This window comes from Paenibacillus sp. JT22N12, assembly GCF_056269365.1.
Genome location: NZ_JBWDNU010000014.1, coordinates 89,534 through 109,289, shown reverse-complemented (window position 1 = coordinate 109,289; position 19,756 = coordinate 89,534). Strand labels below are relative to the sequence as shown.

Sequence of the window (19,756 nt, the reverse complement as noted above, 5' to 3'; positions counted from 1 at the left end):
TGGAGATGAAGGTATGACGATTGGTAAAATTGCACGCAGTCTCTCCGTCGGAATTATCTTTGCTATCTTGGGTATTGCATTGCTGCCGTTTCTGCTTGTTTACAATTGGGCCGAAATGTTCGGTCTGATCGATCTGGACTCATCCCCGCTCATGCTGTTTATGGCGAAATGGCTCGGTAATTCCCCGAAAAAAGCATCCGTCCCCGCGGATCAAACCGAACCATCGGATCATTTATAGAACCTGAAACAACGCAGCCCGGGAACGGGCTGCGTTGTTTTTATGTATTCGGCTGCCACGGGAGAGCAAGAGCCGTTCATCACGTCCATGTATAGTTTTCAGCATTTCCAGTAAACATAAAAAAGACCGTCCGTAGACGGTCTCTTTACCCATGGCGCTTTTTTAAAAATTGATCCGCATCCCGCGCCTTCAACAGTAACGATTAATTGATGCTGCTGAATTGGGTAAGGGATACGTTCAACATGTGATTATGAATGTTGACGCACCTCCTTCCTTTGTGATTAGAGTTTAACACTGGTTCAAGCCAATTTCCAGCTTTTTTTTCTTCCAGTTCAGATAAATTTTAATCATTCACGAGGATTCGCGGAATTCGATTGGCGTCCTGCCGGTTGTTTTCTTGAATACCTGGGTAAAATATTTTGGATCCTGGTAGCCGACCAGAGGTGCCACCTGATACACCAGCACATCAGTATGAAGCAAAATATATTTGGCTTTCTCCATCCGGCATTGGGTCAGATATTCGAGGAAGGTATACCCGGAGATCTGCTTGAACAGCGCAAAAAAATGACTCGTGCTCAAATCCGCATACTCCGAAACCTCTTCAATGCCCAAATCTTTATGATAATGGCTTTCATCCAGTTTATCCCAGGTATCGTTTAACATGGCAAGATCATTCATGACATGATGGAAAGTCATAGATGTATTCCGGTCATTTGGCAAATAGGGATGGAGCCGTCTAGCTTTGTGCCCAGCACTGGGTTTCAGTCGTAACCGCTTCTCCTGATTTGACCGCCTTTTTTATCATAAGTCCCAGATAGTGATCCTGACAGGCTTCTGCCAGACTGTAGAAATCCGGTCCGCCATCCACATATTCCGCCATACGCGCCAGACAGGCCGCAACCGCAATCTCATCATCCGACAGGCGTCCGGGAATGAATTCATTCCGGTAGACGTAGGTGTCTCCGCATAGAACAGCCTTCAGATGATGGCCCTCCAGATCCCCGCCATGACCCGCGTGCACCCTTCTTAGCTCCGTATGTACGGGAGTACGGTAATCCTGGAGATAACGGACATCCGTATTGTTGATTTCCCCGTGATCTCCGCGAACAAGCACCTGCCGGGAGCGGATCCATGAGAAGTAGAGGTCGCCGGTAAAATCATAGACGCCCAGTTTTTCGCCGAAATCCAATGTTGCGATCGTTTGCTCGGAATCCACCAGACGGTAGGATTCAGGTCCTCCCGCCCGGCCGCGTCCCTCCACAATCGGGGAAGTAAACGACTGTCCGCGGATGACGGCATTCTCGAAGCCGATATCCAGAAATCTCCTTATCAGCACAAGTCCATGGTAATCATGAGCGACCGCTACTTCCGCAAGCGAAACCTTGCCAAGCTTACCCGAACGGACAACCTCCAATCTTGCCGCGTGGTCAGGCTGGTAGGGATACTGCTCCGCAATCTGGATTTTGGCTTTTCCTCCTACTGCCTGATACAAGGAGACAAGATCCTCAAACCTGTCAGCCGGGGGCGTTTCGCATAGAGCCGGAACTCCCGCGGCTGCAAGCTCGAGCATGATTTCAGGGGCGATCGTGCGGGGAACGCTTACAACAACAAATGCCGGGGGCGTCCGTCTGAGCATATCCTGGATGGTGCGGAAGGTCGGGACCTGCCACTGCCGCTCCAATTCCCGGCCTTTCTCTTCGCTGCGGACAACAATTCCTGCAACCTGGAAGCGCTCCGGCAGCTCTGCCGCAATCCGCAGAAAAAACTCCGCACGCCAGCCGCCGCCGATTATACCGAATGGGGTTATACTCATAGAAACCTCCCGTTTATATTCAAGATGCTTACGTTTGCAAGAAAGGCAGGATTCAAGTTCGTCTATGAATCGGATTGCCTTTCTTATCCTATCCTATCATAGCACAGGAAGATGTGATGGTACGCGCAACTTCTGCCCCTCCGGTCAGAAAAAAAAAGAACCCTTGATTGCTCAAGGGCTCTTGATGTCCAGCAGCTGCAGCAGTTCTCAACCCGATTTCTCCGTTTTCCCCACATCCAGCACATCCAGCAGAAACATGAAGATCGGAATCCCGATAATCAATCCCCATATGCCCATGTAATGCTGGGAAAAAATAAGAATGATAAACGTATAGAACATAGGCAGCTTTGTCTTGTGGGCGTACAATCTGGGATTCAGAAAATACGTTTCCAGCGAGTGGATAATCAAAATCAGCAGAATGGCCCACAGCACCAGCGAAAATCCGCCGATCTGATAGCCGATGATGCCGATGGGAATGAAAGAAATAATGACTCCTGCCACGGGAATCAGGCTCAGCAGGAATACCATGACCGTCAACGCGAACAAATACGGGAATCCCAAAATCCATAGACCGATGATGGTCAGAACCGTATTGAACAAAGCGATCAGCAGCTGCACTTCGATAACCTTGCCGAAAGAAGAAACGAATTTCGTACCGAAGTAATCAAACTCTCTGTAGATCCAGCCTATTTTGCTGTTCTCCAATTTCATCGTAAACTGAACAACCTTGTTTTTTTGCAGCAGATAGAAGAAACTGAGCAGGATGACGAACAAAATAATCTCCAGCCATTTTCCCAGCTTCATTATGTAATCCACTGCACTGCCCAGATATTTCTGATAGTCCACCTTCTCAAGCGCACTGTTTAATTGCTGGACCACCTCATCATTTTGCGAACTGCTCAGGAACTTGGAAATGTTGTTGATCATGTCCACGACCTGACTTACGATTTTGGGCGCATAGTTGAATATCCCGTACACCAGAGAAGATACCAGCAGCACATAAAGCGCCACGTTCACAACTATAGGGGAAACAGGGAAAAGGCGGTTGAGCTTCCTCGTTACGATGCCCTCCAATCTCCCCATAACGAATGTTACCAGGAAGAGCAGAAGCAGCAGGTTAAGCATGTGGCGGAGACTGTACAGCAGCAGCAGGGCCAGCAGAAGAAACACAATTCTCCTGGCAGAAGGCTGGGCAAAAAATTTGCGCAATGATTCCATTAGCTTCCCTCGTTTAATTTGATCTAATTTCACCCAACATTATACGGAAAATCAGTCGAAGCGTTTCATTTGTTTAGACAAAAAAAGCAACTTTTTATGCTACAAGAAACAGCGTATCCGACTTTGGAAGAAGATTCAAGTGGAACAAAGAGAAAGCGTTTCAAAACTGCTCTTTAGGGCCCTGCCTCTCCCCTTTTGTAAACATTTATGTTAACCCCCTGATTGAATCCGCAACAATCAAATGTTATATTCGGGAGGGGCACGGCGCCCACACTGAAATTTAATGGAGGAGTCCTCATATGTGCATCCATTACATGCGGATCAGGTAAGCTTGGCATTCTATCACAGGCTCAACCATTTTTTTAAAGACGAATGGCTTGAGTTTTTTTGTGTATGGTTCGTAGTTTCCTAATACAAATGAATGAGGTGTATATGGATATGATAGACAATCCCAATATCAACGATTTACTTGATCAGGCAAGCCGCTGCGGACTTCAGCTGGACCCTGCGAGTGCGAAGATCAACGAAGCAGGACTCGATTTCCAGGCTATGTTTGCCAATACGGCGGATGGAGTGCCCTGGGTCATACGCAGGCCAAGACGGCTTGATGTCATAGATTCCGCGGATTATGAGAGCAAGGTGCTGCATCTGATCCGCAATAAGCTTCCGGTACAGGTGCCGGATTGGAAAGTGCACACAGCGGACCTGATCGCATACCCCATGCTGGAGGGAGTTCCCGCTGCGAGCATCAATGCCCAGACCAAAAGCTACGATTGGGTTATCAACCCGCAATCCCTCTCTGCTGTTTTCGTCCAATCCCTGGCCGCGGCAATGGCAGCCCTGCACAGGATCAACCATGACGAAGCGGCAAGCGCAGGCATCCGTGTCCTGCAGCCTGACGAAGCACGCCGGACCCTTTCAATCAGAATGGACAGAGTCAAAGCCAATTTTGGCGTTTCCCACGCCTTATGGCAGCGTTGGCAAGCTTGGATGGCAGACGACTCGTTCTGGCCGGAGCATTCGTCGCTGGTCCATGGCGACCTGCACCCCGGGCATATCCTCATTAACCCGGATGAAAAAGTAACCGGACTGCTGGATTGGACCGAGGCGGAGGTTGCGGACCCTGCCGCTGATTTCGCCATTTACTGCGCATGCTTCGGCGAGCCGGCCCTGGAGGATCTTATTGAGCATTACCGGACCGCCGGCGGCCGGGTATGGCCAAGAATGCAGGAGCACATTGTCGAGACGCTGGCGGCCTATCCTGTTCTTATCGCGCTTTTTGCCTTGAAGTCGGGACTGCCAGATTATATGGAGATGGCGCGCGGCTCTCTCGGCGTGGATGAGAACGGAGAAGATCTCCCCGCACAGTAAACAATGATTAAGAAGCATTCGCAGCCCGGGAGTGGATAGCCTTGTATGATTCCAATATTCAGCTCGTCAACGGATATACGATCGAGGAGCGTCTGGCGCAGTACACCGAGCATGAATGGCATATGCACGATGCGCTGGAAATCAGCATTCCACTGGACGATGCCATGAAATATCCGCTTGGCAATGATATGTACAACGCCGTTCCCGGAGACGTATTCCTGCTCCGGCCGTTCGAGCCGCACTGGAATCTGATTCAGGAGGAAGGCAAGCCTGGACGCTGGATTATGCTGCTTTTCTCACCATCGATTGTCGGCCCTATGCCCGGCGGCTACAGCCTGCTCACTCCTTTCTACACCAAGGATGTCTCGCCTCTTATCCCTGCTGCTTCTCCATATGCCCAGTCTGTCTGCCGGCTCGTCATGGAGGCCATGGAAGAGCGGCGCAGGGCGCTGCCGGGATGGGAGCTTCAGCATTACGGCCTGCTGGTGCAGATTCTTGTGCACGTCCACCGATATTTCCGGGAGCAGATGGCTGAAAACACCGTGGATGCGGCAGCATTCTCCGGTATTATCGAAGCCGTTGAGTATATGATGGAGCATTGGTCCGAGGAGATCAATATGGATGAGCTGATCGGGCGCTCACAGCTGAAGAAAACCTGGTTTTATACCAAATTCAAGGAGGTTACCGGCCTTACGCCGCTGGCCTTTACCGTCAGGCTCCGTCTGCAGAATGCCAGCCGGCAGCTGCGGGGCACGAATGAATCCATTACCGATATTGCCCTGACCTGCGGCTTCGGCTCTTCCAGCTATTTCAATAAAGTGTTCCGGGATTTCCGGGGGATGACACCCGGCGAATACAGGAAGCAGTAAGCTTATATCTTTTTAAAATCGTGGGCCCATGCGCAATTGCGCATGGGCCTCTCATAGATCTGGACCTGTTACTGTTCCGGTTTGGCAAGGAGCAGGATTGTCTTCTTGGGACTTGCTTCAAAGAACCTTTGGCTGACAAGCGGTCCCTTTTCAGAATACGACTCATACTCGATTACACCGACATTTAACATACGGAATTTCTTTCGCATCAGCTGGTAGAAGGTAGCATCATGTGTGGATATAATGAACTGTTTTTTTGTCTTTGATTGCGGATCGGCAAGCATCCGTATAAGGTCGATTAAGGCAGCGACATTCAGATCATCCATGCTCTGGACGGGATCATCCATCGCTATGAATTCCAGAGGAGACCATTGCTGCCTTAATGCCATTGCCAGGAAGAAGGAAATTGCTGTGGCATTAACCTGGGCTGCGCTAAAAATATAAGCTGGATTGGCCTGTTTGCGCAATTCCGGTATGTCATCTGTCATGACAGTAAGAAACAGACGATTGTTGTTATATTTTTTATCCGTATCGTAATCCATTTCCGTAAATAAAGGATGTGAATTGACCCGGACAAAAATCGACCTCATCGTATCGAACATTTGATCCATGACTTTTTCATTCAAATCATTGACTGCTTCCGGCACTTTCTGCATGGCTTCGTGTGCTATTTCAATATAGCTGTTCCATCTATTCATTTCTTCGACAGTGTCCGATATCTCTTGCTGCTTGCCTTTCATCTGACCTTCCAGGGCTTGAAGCCTGCTGACAGAGGTATCGGTACGATAGGCTTCTTGTATTTGCAGAATCTTCGCTTCCCTCTCATTCAAACGGGATATTCTCTGTTCCTGCTCCTGCGCCATGAACTCCATTTGCTCCTGCAGAGCTTCAAAATTCGGCTCCTGGCCTTCCTCCATATCCAGTCCGGCATCCTTCAGCCTATTCTTGAAAAGAACCTGTTCATCTTGAAGCTTCGCCAATAAAGCTTCACATTCCGCCAACTTTCCAGGCAGTGCTTCCAATTCCATTCCAGGTAATTGGGAGAGCTTTTCTTCAATGGCCGCATTCAGGGTCTGATATATTTTATCCAATTCCTCCTGAACGGTCGGGTTCCCCGTTTCCAAGCCAAATTCACGCAGACGATTTCGAAATTCTTCATAGGACTGATCCATGATGTCCATTTCTTTCTGGTACAAATCTATTTGCTTAAGCGTTCTCAAATTAAACTGTCTGTTCTTTAACAGTTGTTCATCTTTTTGTTCAAGAAAATGTTCGGCTGCGCCCAAGGATAGTTGGAAATCGTTCTTAGCGATCATAAGAAAAGCTTCCTTGGCCTTAAGTTCATCATGAGCCTTTGACACTTCTTCTTCAGTCGCGGCCAATCCGGGATGAATGTCATTTCTCTTCTTTTCCACGTACGACAGCAAGTGTTCCGCATCGACACTTTGGGTTCCGCATGCAGGACACTCATATGTGTCTGGACGAATAGATGCATATTCAAAAACATGTTGCAGTAATTGCCTGTATTGTTCCTCCCGCATTTCGAGCTGGTGAGCGGTGTTTTGACATCGTTGATAATGATCATGCGCATCTTGAACCATTTGGGCTTGCTCGGCTCGAACATGATGTGAATCTTCAACCTGTCTCATGACGTCAAGAAAAGAAGTCCTGAGCTCTGAATCTAAATGATTGACTTCCCTTAGAAATGAAAGCTGCAAGGAAGAGTAGCGTTCGTCTTGTTCTCTGGCATCCTCAAGCGCCTTTCGAAAATGATCCCGCGCCAGCTCTAATTGTTCTGACTCTTTTTTCTCTTCTTCCACTTTCCTTGAAAGCTTCTGCATGAGCAAAATTATATTTTGTTTGGTTTCCTCTGAATTCTGGAATCTCTCGAGCTCATTGACAAGTCGAGCCAACCGTTTGAGTGTTCTGTCCATTCCTCGTAATATCTCCAAATTCGCCGTTTTCCTGGAGACATTCCTGTAATCAGGTTCGTTTTTCTTCCAGGAAAGCAAAGCCGCTTCTGCCAACTCCAGGTTTCTTTTTTCTTTTTGCCTTATACGCTCCCGTTCAACTTCCGATGAGCCTAGATGGCGGACCAGCTGCTTCATGATTTCCGGGAAGCGGGTACCATCATCCAGCTTCCAATCACAGCCATATTCATGGGCATAATGACTCAACATGGCCGATACATTTTTTCTTGTGCCCGACCCTTCATCCAACCGGATTTCTTCCCTGAGACGATTGTATTCCTGCTCCATGATCCCAAGCTGTTGATCTATTGCGGCTTTTCGGCCTTTGGCCTCTGTATGACGCTGTTCAAGCCTTTTTTTCGTCTCATGAAACAATTGCCTATAGCGCTGAAACTGATCGGTTCCAAAGAGAGCTGATACGGAATCATAGCGCTCATTTTCTTTCATCCCCCGCAAAATGCCGTTCATTCTTTCCTGACACAGCAAATGAGTTAAAAATAATGACTTGTTCAAATCCACATGTTTCTGCCAATCCTCGTTGATCAACAGGGAGTGCAGCTGGTTCTCAGCCTGATTATCAGCAATCTGGATACCATTAATAAAGATTTGCAGTTTACTGGACATACTGTCCGTTTTTGAACCGGATTCGGCTGTTCCCGTTCGGGTAATTTGAATATGCCGGTTTTCCCGGTCCCTAAGTTCGATTGTGACGGATGGTTTGGTCTCGCCGGAGAAGTGGTTTCCGATAAATCGATATTGTTTACGTTCTGTATCATCCTCAAATCTGTAAATTCTTCCTGTCAATCCCCATTCCATAGCATCAAAAAACGAGGTTTTTCCGAAGCCGTTAGGACCATAGAGCACAATTACATCCGCGCTTGGAAAGATGAATGTCCGCTTTTCCTGAACTCCCCTGAATGCTTCCATGGTAAGGGCTTCAATTCTCATGATTCATCCCCTCCGCTTGGCCTCGTGAAAATAAGGAAAGCATGTCTTCCACACTCTTCGCTCCTTTTGTAAAAAATAATTCTCCCAGTTGGTTCCTCGCTCCTTCACTTAAGCGATCCTTCAGTTCCTTAAGGAACTGCCCGTCGTTAAACAGCAGCCCATTGCCCGTATTGTCCTTGCCGGAAGGCAGCTCAAACCGCAGCGGAAGCTTCTCGCTCAACTTGCTCATATCCGAACGGGTGAGAACGATCTTGCGAAAATAAAACCGGTTATTCTCAATCAGCCTCTTCAGCTCGCTGCTGATCTTATCCTGATTAACGAAAATAATCAGATACATGTCCCAGCGCAAATCGTCCAGCTCAAGCGGCAGCCGATTTTGAATATTATGCGCCAGCTGATGCGCCGCCCGCTCCCAATGCTGTTCCATCTCCATTTCGTTCGGGTAGGAGGCTACCGCCATTAATTGCAGGGATGAAAAAAACAAAGCCTTGATATGACGCACTTCCAGTTCTTGAAGCCTCGTAAAACCGGGATGCTCTTCCAGAAAGCTGAAAAGTTGCTGTTCCATTCTCTTAGATCACCTTCCTTAGCCGCTCGCAGATCTCCGTAAAAGAGGTTTCATTTCTTGCCTGACGGATACATGACGCGCAGCTTATGCTCACTTCTTTGGCAAGGTAATTTGGCTCAAGTCCCTGGAATACGGAAAGATTCTCTGTTCGTCCGAATTGCACCAGGATTTTACTGAAGTCGGCTTTCCTGCCTTTGCAATGCTCGCATATATTTTCCTCGTTTTGAGGAATCATCGATTCCGCATTGACATTCTCCAGAATGAAGCGATGGGGAAAAATATCGCTTTGGCCCGGATGCATGAGAAACTGGCGGAAAGCCCCGTTGTACAGCTTGGACAAGAACCCGATTATGATCTCCGGCATCGTTTCTTTGTGCACCGAGTAGAGGAGGCGAACCCAGTAATGATCGTCGATCCGCAAATTAGGGAGTTGAAACAGATCATCAGGAGCGATGAAGTTCCAATTGGGATAGACCACATTAATTAAAGTCAGCAGCTCCCATAATTCCTGCAGACCCGAACCTTCCGTCTTCCTGTTTTGCGTCGAATAGCGGTAATGCGTCATGAATTTCTCAAGCCCAGTCTCATTCATGCCCTTAAGCTTCTGCAGCACCTGATCCATCGAATGGAGAAGCTGATCCTGCGCATCCCTGGAGAATCGCTCAATAAACTGAACTCTCAAGGTTTGACCGCATTGCTCGAACTGCCTGATCAACTGACGGGAATTGTCCGGTTGGACCGGGGCAGCAGCTGCATGGGAATCCGGCCGCACCGGTCTAACAGTTGAATCGCTTACATAAAACTGCCGCGGCTCGATCGTGCTGCTCACATCGAGAATCAAATCTTTCAACAACTCATAATTGGTGGAGTGGATTCCTGCAGACAGATCCAGCACCGTTCCATGATCGCCCGGGAGAGTCCTCATTTCGTTATAGGTGTGCGCTCTTCCCGTGTGCGGCACAGCGCTTTCCTTGACTACAAACGGATCCTTGTCTCCATAGCAGTAGTTAAACATCATTTGCTGCCGCAATGGATCCTGATGCTCCGAATAGGCACGGATCATGTCATCCAGAAATCCGCAGTTCGGCTCCAGCTGGACGATTTGATTATGCTTGTGCACGGGTTTAATCAGCTTGTGAAAATCCGCCATGCTCGAACCGTTAAAGGGTGTCGCATAGCTTATGTACCCGCCGATTCGATCTACGTTTTTGTGATTTTCAAACTCGTTCAGGATATACCTCATGCCAACCAGCCCTCCCATGCTGTGACCGGCGATAACAATCTTCTGATAGGACTTGAATCTGCCTGTGCTCAATTTGGTCTTGAGGTGCTGTGCCAGGTCTCCGACAGCAATCACATTGTTTTTCCGGACCGTAAAGTTTCTTCCCATTATGCTGTATGTTCCCGTGATTCCGAATAACCCGCTTATCAAATGCGCCGTTTCGTACTTGACAATACCGACATCTGCTTCTTCCAAACCTGGATCAGCAAGAAGCTGATTTCTCCAGTCACACCCCGGCATGACCCAGGTATCCGGAGCACCTAATCCATGGATGAGAAGAACCAATACACGCCCTTGTTTATTTGCATTTCTGCAGAACAATTCTATATTTAAAGACATCCGGCATGCCTCCATTCTATACCTCTCTATTCTACTTTAACTATCAGATATTTCCAATAGAGGGAGCCGGCCCACAGGCATTAAAAAGCCGCCATTTGATTAAATGGCGACTGTTAGTGATTATTATCGGAGCCCCATTGTCAATGCCAGGCGCAAAAAGAGGCTGACCCGCGTCCAATGACGCCAGATCAGCCTCTTTTTTCCACTGTCTTTATTTGCGGTATCCCGACAATAGCTCCCGATCCTCGAGCAGCTTGCCCGTTTGCGCGTAGCGGCAGGTCGCCGATGCCACCTGAAAGGCATAAGCCCGTCGTGGCTTGTCGGTGTGGTTCTGTTTGCTGTGATGCAGGGTTTCCCTATGGAAAAAAACCGCATCTCCAGGCAGCATGGGCTTGCAGGGCATGCCGTTCTCCGGATCTGCCGCTCGCCTGTGCGCGCCTTCCGCATTCAGATTCGGCTGCCGCCCCTTCAGATGGGAGCCAGGCGCAAGCCACAAACCGGCATTTTCCTGCGTAATGGAATCAAGTGCGATGAACCCGTTAAACATATGACCCAAAATATGTGTGTATTGGTTGTCCTGATGCCACTCCAGCCCGCTGCCATGCGGTGCGACGACCGCGTACATGCCCATCCATAACCTGACTTGATCCCCTACAATTCTTTCGAATATGCGGACTATATCAGGTTCGGTCAGAAATTCCGTTGTTCGCGGATATTCGCCCTGCTCCTTTGCAATATTCGTAATGCCTTTACTCTTCCATTGCCCGTCGCCTTTGGCATTGGCGAACTCCGCATTCTCCGCATTGATCGCATCCACAGTTTCCTGCGTGATAAAGCCGGGCGCATAGAAGTAGCCCTCGCGGTAGAACTGCTCGACCATTTCTTCTGTAAGCGTAAAATTCGTTACGTTGGACATCCGATATTCAACTCCCGCTGCTTGGAATATCTTTATTTTACAAAGACCCGACTTCCTTTTCTTTCGATCGCGGCATCGGATAATAGCAATTTTGTTCACTATTCCGATACCTGCAAGTACGAAACTGATGCAGGAACGGTTACAGCTTCACGGGCCGCCCTGTCTCCGCGCTCTCGTTGGACGCTTCGATAAACCGGATCAGCTCCAGCGATTCTTCAATCGAGATGGGCGCGACGCCCGTCTGAAACATCTCCATTACCCGCTCCAGCAGGCTGGCATAATACGGTTTGGGATGTGCGCTCACATCCGCATAGTGAATACAATTCTCGCGGTGAATTGTCGCACCGAAGCGGTAATTCCCCTTCCGGTTGCCGCGCACCGTCCCGATTCTGCCATCCTGCCATATCCCCACGGCAAGATCATAGTCGGCGTTGGAGCGTGTGTTCACCTCCACACATCCCGGTCCCATCGCGGCATAGAGCATTTCGACGGAATGTATCCCGTACGTGAACAACCCCGGCATAACCTCTTCAAGCGGCGTCGGACCGAAGCAGTCCACCCCGATAATCGGGCCGTCGGCTTCTTTTGCCACCTCAAGCGCTTCAGTCAGGCCTGCCGCATAACGCAGCGAGGAGCAGCTCATCAGCGGCACATTATGCTGCCTGGCCAACCGGACGATCTCTTTGGCGTCAGCCACTGTCGTGGCAAAAGGCTTGTCGACAAATACCGGCTTGCCATAAGGGGCGATACGCCGGAAAAGCTCTAGATGCGCCCGCCCGTCGACCGACTCCAGCAGAATCCCATCAGACCGCTCGGCAACCGCCTCCGGCGAATCGACGATAGCCACTCCGAATTGATCGCGCAGCTGATTCGTATACCCGTCCACGCGGGAGAAGCTGGAATGCATATCGGCGGAGCCGCCGGGATAACCGGCAATCACCTTGCCGCCCGGGACATGCCAGGGATGATCCTTATGATTGAGCAGCTCCGAAAATACAATGACGTGGGAGGTGTCCAGACTGATCATGCCAAGCTTGATTTCACTCATAGGAGGCTCCTTATCTTAGATCCAGTTTGGATAACGGATTTTGTCTGTGGCATTCTTCGATGACGGCGATCTGCTGCTTGACCTGCCGCGGCGTAATATCCAGCGGCTCTCCTTTCGTAAGGGCCGCATGCAGGTTCCCGTAAAAAGTCCGGCATACATAGCCTAAAATGTCCTTTTGTCCCTCCGGCAGCTCCCACTGCTCCTCTATCCACGGCAAGGTTTCCGACCCGTATGCCGGAGAGCCGTCCGCATGCTTCAGTGGTGTTCGGATCAGCTGCTGCGCGGGCGCCTGCCCGGGCCTGAAATACTTCCAGTTCAGCTTCGTACCCGTGCCGCTGATCCCGCCATACTGCGCTTGAATGCGATAGGTTGCGGTGGGATAGGCGTCACAGGAGGTGATTTCCAAATCCAGCAGCGGATGGTCCTTCTTGTGCATAATCAGCTTCACGTAATCCTCGGCATCCCCGAACGTATTAACCCGGTCCATAAAGCAGGTGATCTCCGGCATCGTCTCCGTCCCGAACAGCTGAAGCGCCTGATCGAGCGGATGCGGACCCGTGTTCAGCAAATTGCCGCCATTATTGGCCTGCAGCGTCTGCCAATCCCACCTCCGCGCAAATCCGTTAAATGAAATACTCACCTGCACGATACGCCCGAGCACGCCGGAGCGGATGACCTCCATAATCTGCTGGAAGGCCGGCGAATAGCGGGATTGCTGGAAAATGGTCAAAAGCCTGCCAGCCTCTTCTGAGGCCGCGATTAAAGCATCCACTTCCTCCCCGGTTCTCGCAAGCGGTTTCTCGCACAACACGTGAAAGCCGTTCGCCAGACATTCCATCGTGATCGGGACATGCAGGTGACTGGGCGAAGCATTGACGATCAGATCCAGATCCTTGCGCTCGAACAACTGCTTGTAATCCTCGTAAGCCTCACAGCCGAATTCCGCTTCTGCCCGCTTGCGGTAGGATGCCTCGTAATCCGAAACGGCGGCAATCCGGAACAGCTCCGGCAGACCTTTTAATGTTTTGGCATGTATGTCGTGCCCGCTTCTTCCCTGCCCGATAATGCCTACTTTTAACGGTTCCATGGAGCGCATCCCACCATCCTTTAGCATTCTGCATTCGTCATTTCATTGGTGAACATCATTTTGAATTCCTGCGGCGTCATTTTTCTGGACGACTCCGGGGAGTAGTGAAACTGGAGAGCCCGTCTGCGCTTGCTTGAGAAGTTAGGTGGCGTTCCATGATGGAGAAGTCCCGCAAAAAAGAGCGCCCCGCCCGGCTTCAGCGTCACGGCGACATCGCGTTCAACAGCAACGTTCGTATCGCACAGCTGCCAATCCCGAATCGCATAATGGGGAACGGGCCCATCCATATGGGAGCGCGGAATGACGTGCATGCAGCCATTGTCAAGGCCCGCTTCATCCAGGGCAATCCAGACTCCGCATACCATTTTATTCTGGGACAGATTGCCGTAGGCCATATCCTGATGCCATGGCTTCTCGCCGCCCGCCTCCGAGGAAGGCGGCTTCAGAATCGCCTGATCCTCCAGAAATTGCGCCTTCTCCCCGAATATCCGCTCCAGAATGCTCTGAACATCCTTATGAAAGCAAGCTTCATGGAGAGCAGGCGCATGATCGATAAATTTATGCAGCTTGCGCATCGCCCGGTCCCGGTCATCGGGAGTGAGCAGTTCACTCTCCTTCTTCATAAATTGCAGACGGGGTCCGACAATCCGCCCCTGGATAATATCCGTGATTGCCTCATTGGCCGCCGCAACCTCGGCCCCGGTCAGCAGCTGATCCACAACCAGATATCCCAGCTCCCAAAACTGCTTGATCCGGTAATCGTTCACATCCTCTGCCGTTGCCGCACGGTCAGACGCGATGTGATCGTACCTGTACATCAAATGCGCCACATCGGCCGGGGCATCCACCTCTTTCTCGTCATAAGTGTATGTGGGATGGCCGCCGTCCTGAGGCCAAACGACAACCCGCTTGCTGATGTCCGGCCGTTCCTCGGGGATAGGGAATTTATACCACTGGTTGTTGTCAGCCAATACAACCATCTGCTCCTCTGTAAAGCTGTGAACCATGCCTTTGATCGTCGCCATTACAGTCACCCTTTCTTTTGTCTTTACTGTTCAAATCATATAGAAGCTTATGATTCTTCAGGATCAGGCCGCCACATTCCGATATCGTCCAGATAGACGAAGTACCGGCTTTTATTCTCGAACGAAACCACCACTTCGGTTTCATCCGGCTTCGTCGTGAACGGAAGCTTCACCATCTTCGCTTCCCAATTCAGGCGGAATACGCCGCGTTCGATGATAGGACTTTGGGAGCCCTGGACAGCCATTGTTGCACCGCCGCCGAAGAAATTGTTATGGCCCAGCTTGAAGCCGCTTAGCAGCAGACGTCCCGGACCTTTGATTTTGAAATAGACATCATGTATGCCTGCCCGGATCGGAATAGGCGTGGAAAAGTAGCGCCATACATCGTCATAGTCCATTTCCTGGGAAATAGCGGCTATCCGCTCTCCCTCCAGACTGTCCAGATAAACTTCTACCGTCACCGAATCGAAGATTTTGGTCATACCGAGTGCAATATGATCATATTTGCCCGGACTTCCGAAGTCCACTGCCGCATATTTCAGCCAATCTCCCTCAGTCAGTTGGCCGATATAACGCAAATCGCGATAGACGGCATAACCGCCATCAAGCCTTTTATCAAGCGCGCCGTTCTTATGAATGTCATCAAATTGTTCCGCACTGCGGTATTCGCCGTCTATCTTGATTCCTGCCCATAATTCGTAGGCCGCGCCAGGTGCGACTCCCGTAATTCTCTGCTCGATCCGGTCGCCCGGGCCCAGCATGGCCCCATATTTGTTGCTGCGTACAATCGAAGGATAACCATCCCGGCTGAAATCCCATGCGCATTCATAAACGATCTTCGGCGTCCCCGCCGCTGCCTCCCATGGCTCCCAGGCGCCAGACTCAAAGCCCCCATTGCCGATTGCGCTCTTGCTGTTAAGCTCCGAATAGACAAGCTCCGCTTCAATGACCCTGTCAAAATCATATCCTGCCGTCCAATAAGGCTCGCTTGATTCGTAGGCGCCAAGATCCGGCTCCTTGCCGCCGGGAGACGCAACGCCGGCAATTCTCATCCCGGCCGACAGGGCTGGCGAATCTGCCCGCAGACGGAAATCGCCATGGTCGGCATCCTCAAACCCGCCATCCGCCCCGAGAAGATTGTGGGAAACCAGGCAATCCTCGCCCCACTTGACAATCTTGCCGTCCGAGAAAATATTGTTGATCATCTGCGTGCCGTACATATCATCCAGCAGAAATACAGCCGAGTCCGCATCCCCGCTGCGCAGGAACGTATTGTTGTAAATAAGCGTGCGCTGCAAAGGCCGGTTGAGATGAAGCCCATGATGCGGGATATTCCACACCACATTGCGGTAAAGGTTCACTCCGCTGGTCCAGGCATCCATGTAGAAGCCAAAGCTCAGATGGGGCGACTTGTTATCGTGCAGCCAATTATGATGAATATCCGTATTGTCAAAATCATGGTTAAACAAATAGATAATGCCGGAATCCTTCGTCAGACAATTGGCATGCGATATATCGCAATATTCAATTACGGATCGCGAGAAAACCCCGGAAATACAAGTCCGGGCCGATCTTGTGACTGTACAGTGGCTGATCAGATGCTGCGAGCCTGCTGCCCATATCAGACTGGCATAGGAAGCCTCCAGGTTGCCGTCATGGATGTGGCAGTTGACGACACGGTTCCGCTGTCCGGATAAATTGATGCCGATTCCTTCGAAGTAGCCGATATCACTTCCCGAGATGATATTGTCGCAGCCTCCCAGCTCGATTCCTTTTGTCCGTCCGTAGATGGATTGGCGGCTGCTGAAGCAGCGGTCAATGGCATGAATCCGCACATTATCGATGCTGCAATAAGATGCATTCTCCGTTGTGATGGACGCGGCGCGAATCTCGAAGCCCTTGATTTGGACATAGGAACACCCGCGCAGGTCAAACGCGTATTCGCGCCGCTTGGCCTCAACCTCGCGGTCTGTCGGGTCCCCGCCATCCGGCAGCCGTACCGTCAGCCGCCCCTTGACCGGGTCGATATACCAGCCTTCGCTTACGGCAAGCGTCCGGGGTGAGCGGGTGAGGAAATAAATATCCCCCGGAGTCGTCCGGTAATGAGCAGCCGAGCTTATCCAGCCATCGAAATACAATGTGCCCTCGCAGAAATCCGTAACGGCCGCAGTGGAAATAAAATAACCGGCACCGTTGACGCAGGCCACAACGGCCCCGGTCCAATGACCGTCGGCAAAGGCAAGCAAATCCTCATCATATATCGTGTACGTGGGCACTTCATTGGTGCATGAGTCTACCACCGCGTATTGAGTCCGGTCCAGACGGTCGGTAATTCGCGGCCACATGGCCTCATGGCTGAGCTCGCCGTCAATGAATACAATATTGCCGCTGTCTCCCTGCAGACTCCAATCCATTGCCGCCTCATATACGCCCGCGTTTGCGGTTGCGTCTTCCTGCCGCGCGGTCCAGCCGACAACGGGATCACAGCCGCTGATTACGACCCGTTCTCCCGGCTGCGCCTCATAACGGATAGGTGCGCCCTCGCGCCCCGAAGCTGCAGGAACAACGGTCTCGCGGTAAGTTCCCCCGCGCACGATGCAGCGGTCTCCCGCCGTCATCTCCGCAGCGGCGCGACCGATCGTCCGCCATGGACGCTGTGGATCCAGCCCGTCGCTTTCATTGCTACCGTTCACCGCAACATAATAAACATTACCGCTGATTGCCGTCATGTTCTTCCTCCTCATCTATACCTTCCTGATTTGCTCCGCTGCGCTCCAGCCTGAACCGGACGCTCAGCGTCCCCTGCATACCTTCCCGGCAGAAGGCAATCCTTGTCTGCACCGGACCAAGCCGCATATTGCCGCAGAGCATTTCCTTGCGCTGCTCAAGCAAAGCCTGATAGTCGGCGCCCAGCAGCGGCAGCGAATCGATTCTCGCCGTACAGCCTTCCGGTACCGTGATACGCGTTATGCCGCGCTTGCCTCGCAGTATCACCATTCCGTCCCTAACCTCCGCCGGCAGCGGCGTGGACCAATAGAATTCAACCCCTGTCCCGCGAATCAGCTCATAGCTGTCGGTGATCGTCCACTCGTCCGGAGCCGGCGAATCCCATATCCGGACCCAGGAGCGGTAATACTCCTCCCAGCCCGGAGAAACATTCATCTCCGCATGAAAAGAGGCTGCATCGCCCTGGCCCTTTGGTTTGATATCGGTCATGATCGGGTTCTGCGGCCGCGAACGCTCCTCCATTCCTACCGGCACCAGCATATTATGGCGTCCGCAATGCTTGAGCACTTCCGCCATAGGATGGCTGTAATCGCAGGTGCCCATCTCCATCGCCACCGTCTCCCCGGCATACTCCAGCACGAAATGCCCTTTGTCCTCATGGGTGTGGCTGGCCCCCGCCTGGTTGCCCACAATCAGCATTTTGACCGGCTCGCCCTCATGCCATCTGACCGAAGAGATCAGCCCCAGGTCCGGCAGCGAAATGAAGGGCGCAAGCTTAGGCGCTTCCTGCGGAATGGAAGATTCCAGCAGATAGGACGGCAGCGTATCCGGAATCCCTCCCGCTGTCTGCAGCGACTTGCGGAATATACGGACCCATTGGCTGTCTGGCATCATTGCAGCCAGATAAGCCACCGATTCCTGATTGATATACATCGCATCGCAGATCAGAATCATGAGCAGATCATCGCTCGTCGAGGCGAGCGCTTCCACAAAAGCGGCCGTCCGCTGCAGGGATTCAGGCAGTACCTGCCTGTAATCGATTCCCCGGTGACGCCCGTAATAATACAGGGAAATTGCGCATTGGCGCGCTGTCCAGGTGAAGTACATCGGCCCTTCGAGGAAGCCGCCATCCGGAAGGATGGTATGCTCCATGCTTTCAATCAAGTCGTTCAGGGCAAGCTCCGTATACGGCCTGGTCCGCGGCATGGCCTGCTCCAATACGGCATAGCCGAGCATGCGTCCCGGGGAGAACCAGGCCATTTGATTGCAATGAAAAATATATTCATGCCTCCAGGTGATATAATTGGCGTTCCCATGTCCGTCTTCTGCGATCCTGCGGAGGATCATTTCCCTGCCGTAGTCCGTAAACATCTCGCCAGCCATATCGAGTATCGCCGATGTCTCAAGCATGCATAACGACTGGACAAACGAGCGGTGCTCGAAGGAGCTGCCGGGGAAAAAGCAAATAAAGCCGCTGTCCCACCGCGTGCACATGGCCAGTGAAATCGCGTACCTTGCGGCCAGGCGAAGCAGCGCCTTGTCCTTCGTCAGCAGCGCAGCCGCAGCTGCATTGGGACCATGCGTCAGCAGATGCTTCCCGTAATCCCGGTCCCGGCAGTAACGGGTATCGTTCCAGAAATTGACGTACTCGCCGATCATCCGCTCCGGAACAAGCTGACGCGCATCTTCGGCCAGCTGCAGAAACGGGCTGGTTCCGTGTTCCGCCAGCCAATCTGCATGCTTGAGCCGCAGCTGCTCCAACTCCCCGCCGCTCACGACCAGGCCATAGAGCGGGTTAAAGGCCGGCTCGAAGCTCTCCGGCTGCAAATAGTCCTCCCACTGATCGTCGAACCGCTTCCACTGCCGGTCATACCGTTCTACCAGCCCGGAATGCTGCAGTCCGATCCAGTTGAACCATCCGACACCCTGTCCCTCGCTCTGCGGCCAGAGTTCCAAGGTAATGGACCGCACCAGCGATGCGCCTTCAAGAGGAACATAACATTCCCGCTTCAGCATCCCGAAGGGTTCCGATTCATACGTCAGCATTCCTTTATCCGTGTCCGCCTTCATCCTCAGCAGCGCGCCTTCCGGAGCAACCAGCGATATCATCAAATGATCGTAGTCTGCGCAATCGACCTGGAAATCGCGGGTCATTCTTACGGCAGGACCCTGCTCGGGCTTGACGGTCCATTCCACCTGCGCCAGCGCCCACCGCTGATGGACCTTCAGCCCGTGCTCCTTGCCTGGCTCGATCCGCCACTTCGCAAGACCGCTGAGCTTCGGATCGGTGAACAGCTCGAATATCGACTCTGCCATATTGATCGGCGTATTCCTCAT

The 19,756-nt window shown here is 51.6% G+C and carries 14 protein-coding genes and 1 pseudogene; 3 read left to right on the top strand and 12 right to left on the bottom strand.

The features are described from left to right. Window positions 1-13: 13 nt before the first annotated feature. Entirely contained in the window at window positions 14-238 is a 225-nt protein-coding gene (locus AC0YOA_RS32100) for a hypothetical protein (RefSeq protein WP_475790070.1), read from the top strand. A 351-nt stretch (window positions 239-589) separates the two neighbouring features. Here the strand turns inward: AC0YOA_RS32100 and AC0YOA_RS32095 are convergent. The 3 genes and pseudogenes from AC0YOA_RS32095 to AC0YOA_RS32085 all read right to left on the bottom strand — a co-directional run. Beyond that, a pseudogene (locus tag AC0YOA_RS32095) lies at window positions 590-865 on the bottom strand (helix-turn-helix transcriptional regulator); the annotation flags it as partial. Between the two features lie 109 nt (window positions 866-974). Then, window positions 975-2,051 carry a Gfo/Idh/MocA family protein gene (locus AC0YOA_RS32090; RefSeq protein WP_475790069.1) on the bottom strand — a complete coding sequence of 359 codons (1,077 nt, stop codon included), beginning with the start codon at window positions 2,049-2,051 and terminating at the stop codon, window positions 975-977. A gap of 207 nt (window positions 2,052-2,258) precedes the next feature. Continuing rightward, on the bottom strand, window positions 2,259-3,269 hold the full coding sequence (locus AC0YOA_RS32085) for an AI-2E family transporter (RefSeq protein ID WP_475790068.1): 1,011 nt from the start codon (window positions 3,267-3,269) through the stop codon (window positions 2,259-2,261). A gap of 432 nt (window positions 3,270-3,701) precedes the next feature. Here AC0YOA_RS32085 and AC0YOA_RS32080 point away from each other — a divergent pair, with 432 nt between their 5' ends. Beyond that, complete coding sequence (locus AC0YOA_RS32080) at window positions 3,702-4,640, top strand: macrolide 2'-phosphotransferase (RefSeq protein WP_475790067.1); 939 nt, start codon at window positions 3,702-3,704, stop codon at window positions 4,638-4,640. A 41-nt stretch (window positions 4,641-4,681) separates the two neighbouring features. Then, window positions 4,682-5,509, top strand: a complete 828-nt coding sequence (locus AC0YOA_RS32075) for a helix-turn-helix transcriptional regulator (protein ID WP_475790066.1) — start codon at window positions 4,682-4,684, stop codon at window positions 5,507-5,509. A 68-nt stretch (window positions 5,510-5,577) separates the two neighbouring features. Here AC0YOA_RS32075 and AC0YOA_RS32070 read toward each other — a convergent pair whose 3' ends face one another. From AC0YOA_RS32070 to AC0YOA_RS32030, 9 genes are all read right to left on the bottom strand, one after another. Beyond that, window positions 5,578-8,427, bottom strand: a complete 2,850-nt coding sequence (locus AC0YOA_RS32070; protein WP_475790065.1) for an AAA family ATPase — start codon at window positions 8,425-8,427, stop codon at window positions 5,578-5,580. After that, window positions 8,417-8,995 carry an ABC-three component system middle component 1 gene (locus AC0YOA_RS32065; RefSeq protein ID WP_475790064.1) on the bottom strand — a complete coding sequence of 193 codons (579 nt, stop codon included), beginning with the start codon at window positions 8,993-8,995 and terminating at the stop codon, window positions 8,417-8,419. The genes AC0YOA_RS32070 and AC0YOA_RS32065 overlap by 11 nt, the downstream gene beginning before the upstream one ends. A 4-nt stretch (window positions 8,996-8,999) precedes the next feature. Then, window positions 9,000-10,616 carry an ABC-three component system protein gene (locus AC0YOA_RS32060; protein ID WP_475790063.1) on the bottom strand — a complete coding sequence of 539 codons (1,617 nt, stop codon included), beginning with the start codon at window positions 10,614-10,616 and terminating at the stop codon, window positions 9,000-9,002. A gap of 211 nt (window positions 10,617-10,827) precedes the next feature. Next, entirely contained in the window at window positions 10,828-11,532 is a 705-nt protein-coding gene (locus tag AC0YOA_RS32055; protein ID WP_475790062.1) for a phytanoyl-CoA dioxygenase family protein, read from the bottom strand. 139 nt (window positions 11,533-11,671) lie between these two features. Continuing rightward, complete coding sequence (locus AC0YOA_RS32050; protein WP_475790061.1) at window positions 11,672-12,580, bottom strand: Gfo/Idh/MocA family protein; 909 nt, start codon at window positions 12,578-12,580, stop codon at window positions 11,672-11,674. Window positions 12,581-12,590: 10 nt separating this feature from the next. Next, window positions 12,591-13,667: a Gfo/Idh/MocA family protein gene (locus AC0YOA_RS32045; protein WP_475790060.1), complete on the bottom strand. Its 1,077-nt coding sequence runs from the start codon at window positions 13,665-13,667 to the stop codon at window positions 12,591-12,593. Window positions 13,668-13,687: 20 nt separating this feature from the next. Further along, a complete protein-coding gene (locus AC0YOA_RS32040; RefSeq protein ID WP_475790059.1) occupies window positions 13,688-14,692 on the bottom strand; it encodes a phytanoyl-CoA dioxygenase family protein in 1,005 nt (334 codons plus the stop codon). Window positions 14,693-14,739: 47 nt separating this feature from the next. Continuing rightward, window positions 14,740-17,421 (bottom strand): right-handed parallel beta-helix repeat-containing protein, encoded by a 2,682-nt coding sequence (locus AC0YOA_RS32035; RefSeq protein ID WP_475790058.1) that lies wholly within the window; start codon window positions 17,419-17,421, stop codon window positions 14,740-14,742. Beyond that, a complete protein-coding gene (locus AC0YOA_RS32030; RefSeq protein ID WP_475790057.1) occupies window positions 17,402-19,756 on the bottom strand; it encodes a hypothetical protein in 2,355 nt (784 codons plus the stop codon). Before AC0YOA_RS32030 ends, AC0YOA_RS32035 begins: the two co-directional genes overlap by 20 nt.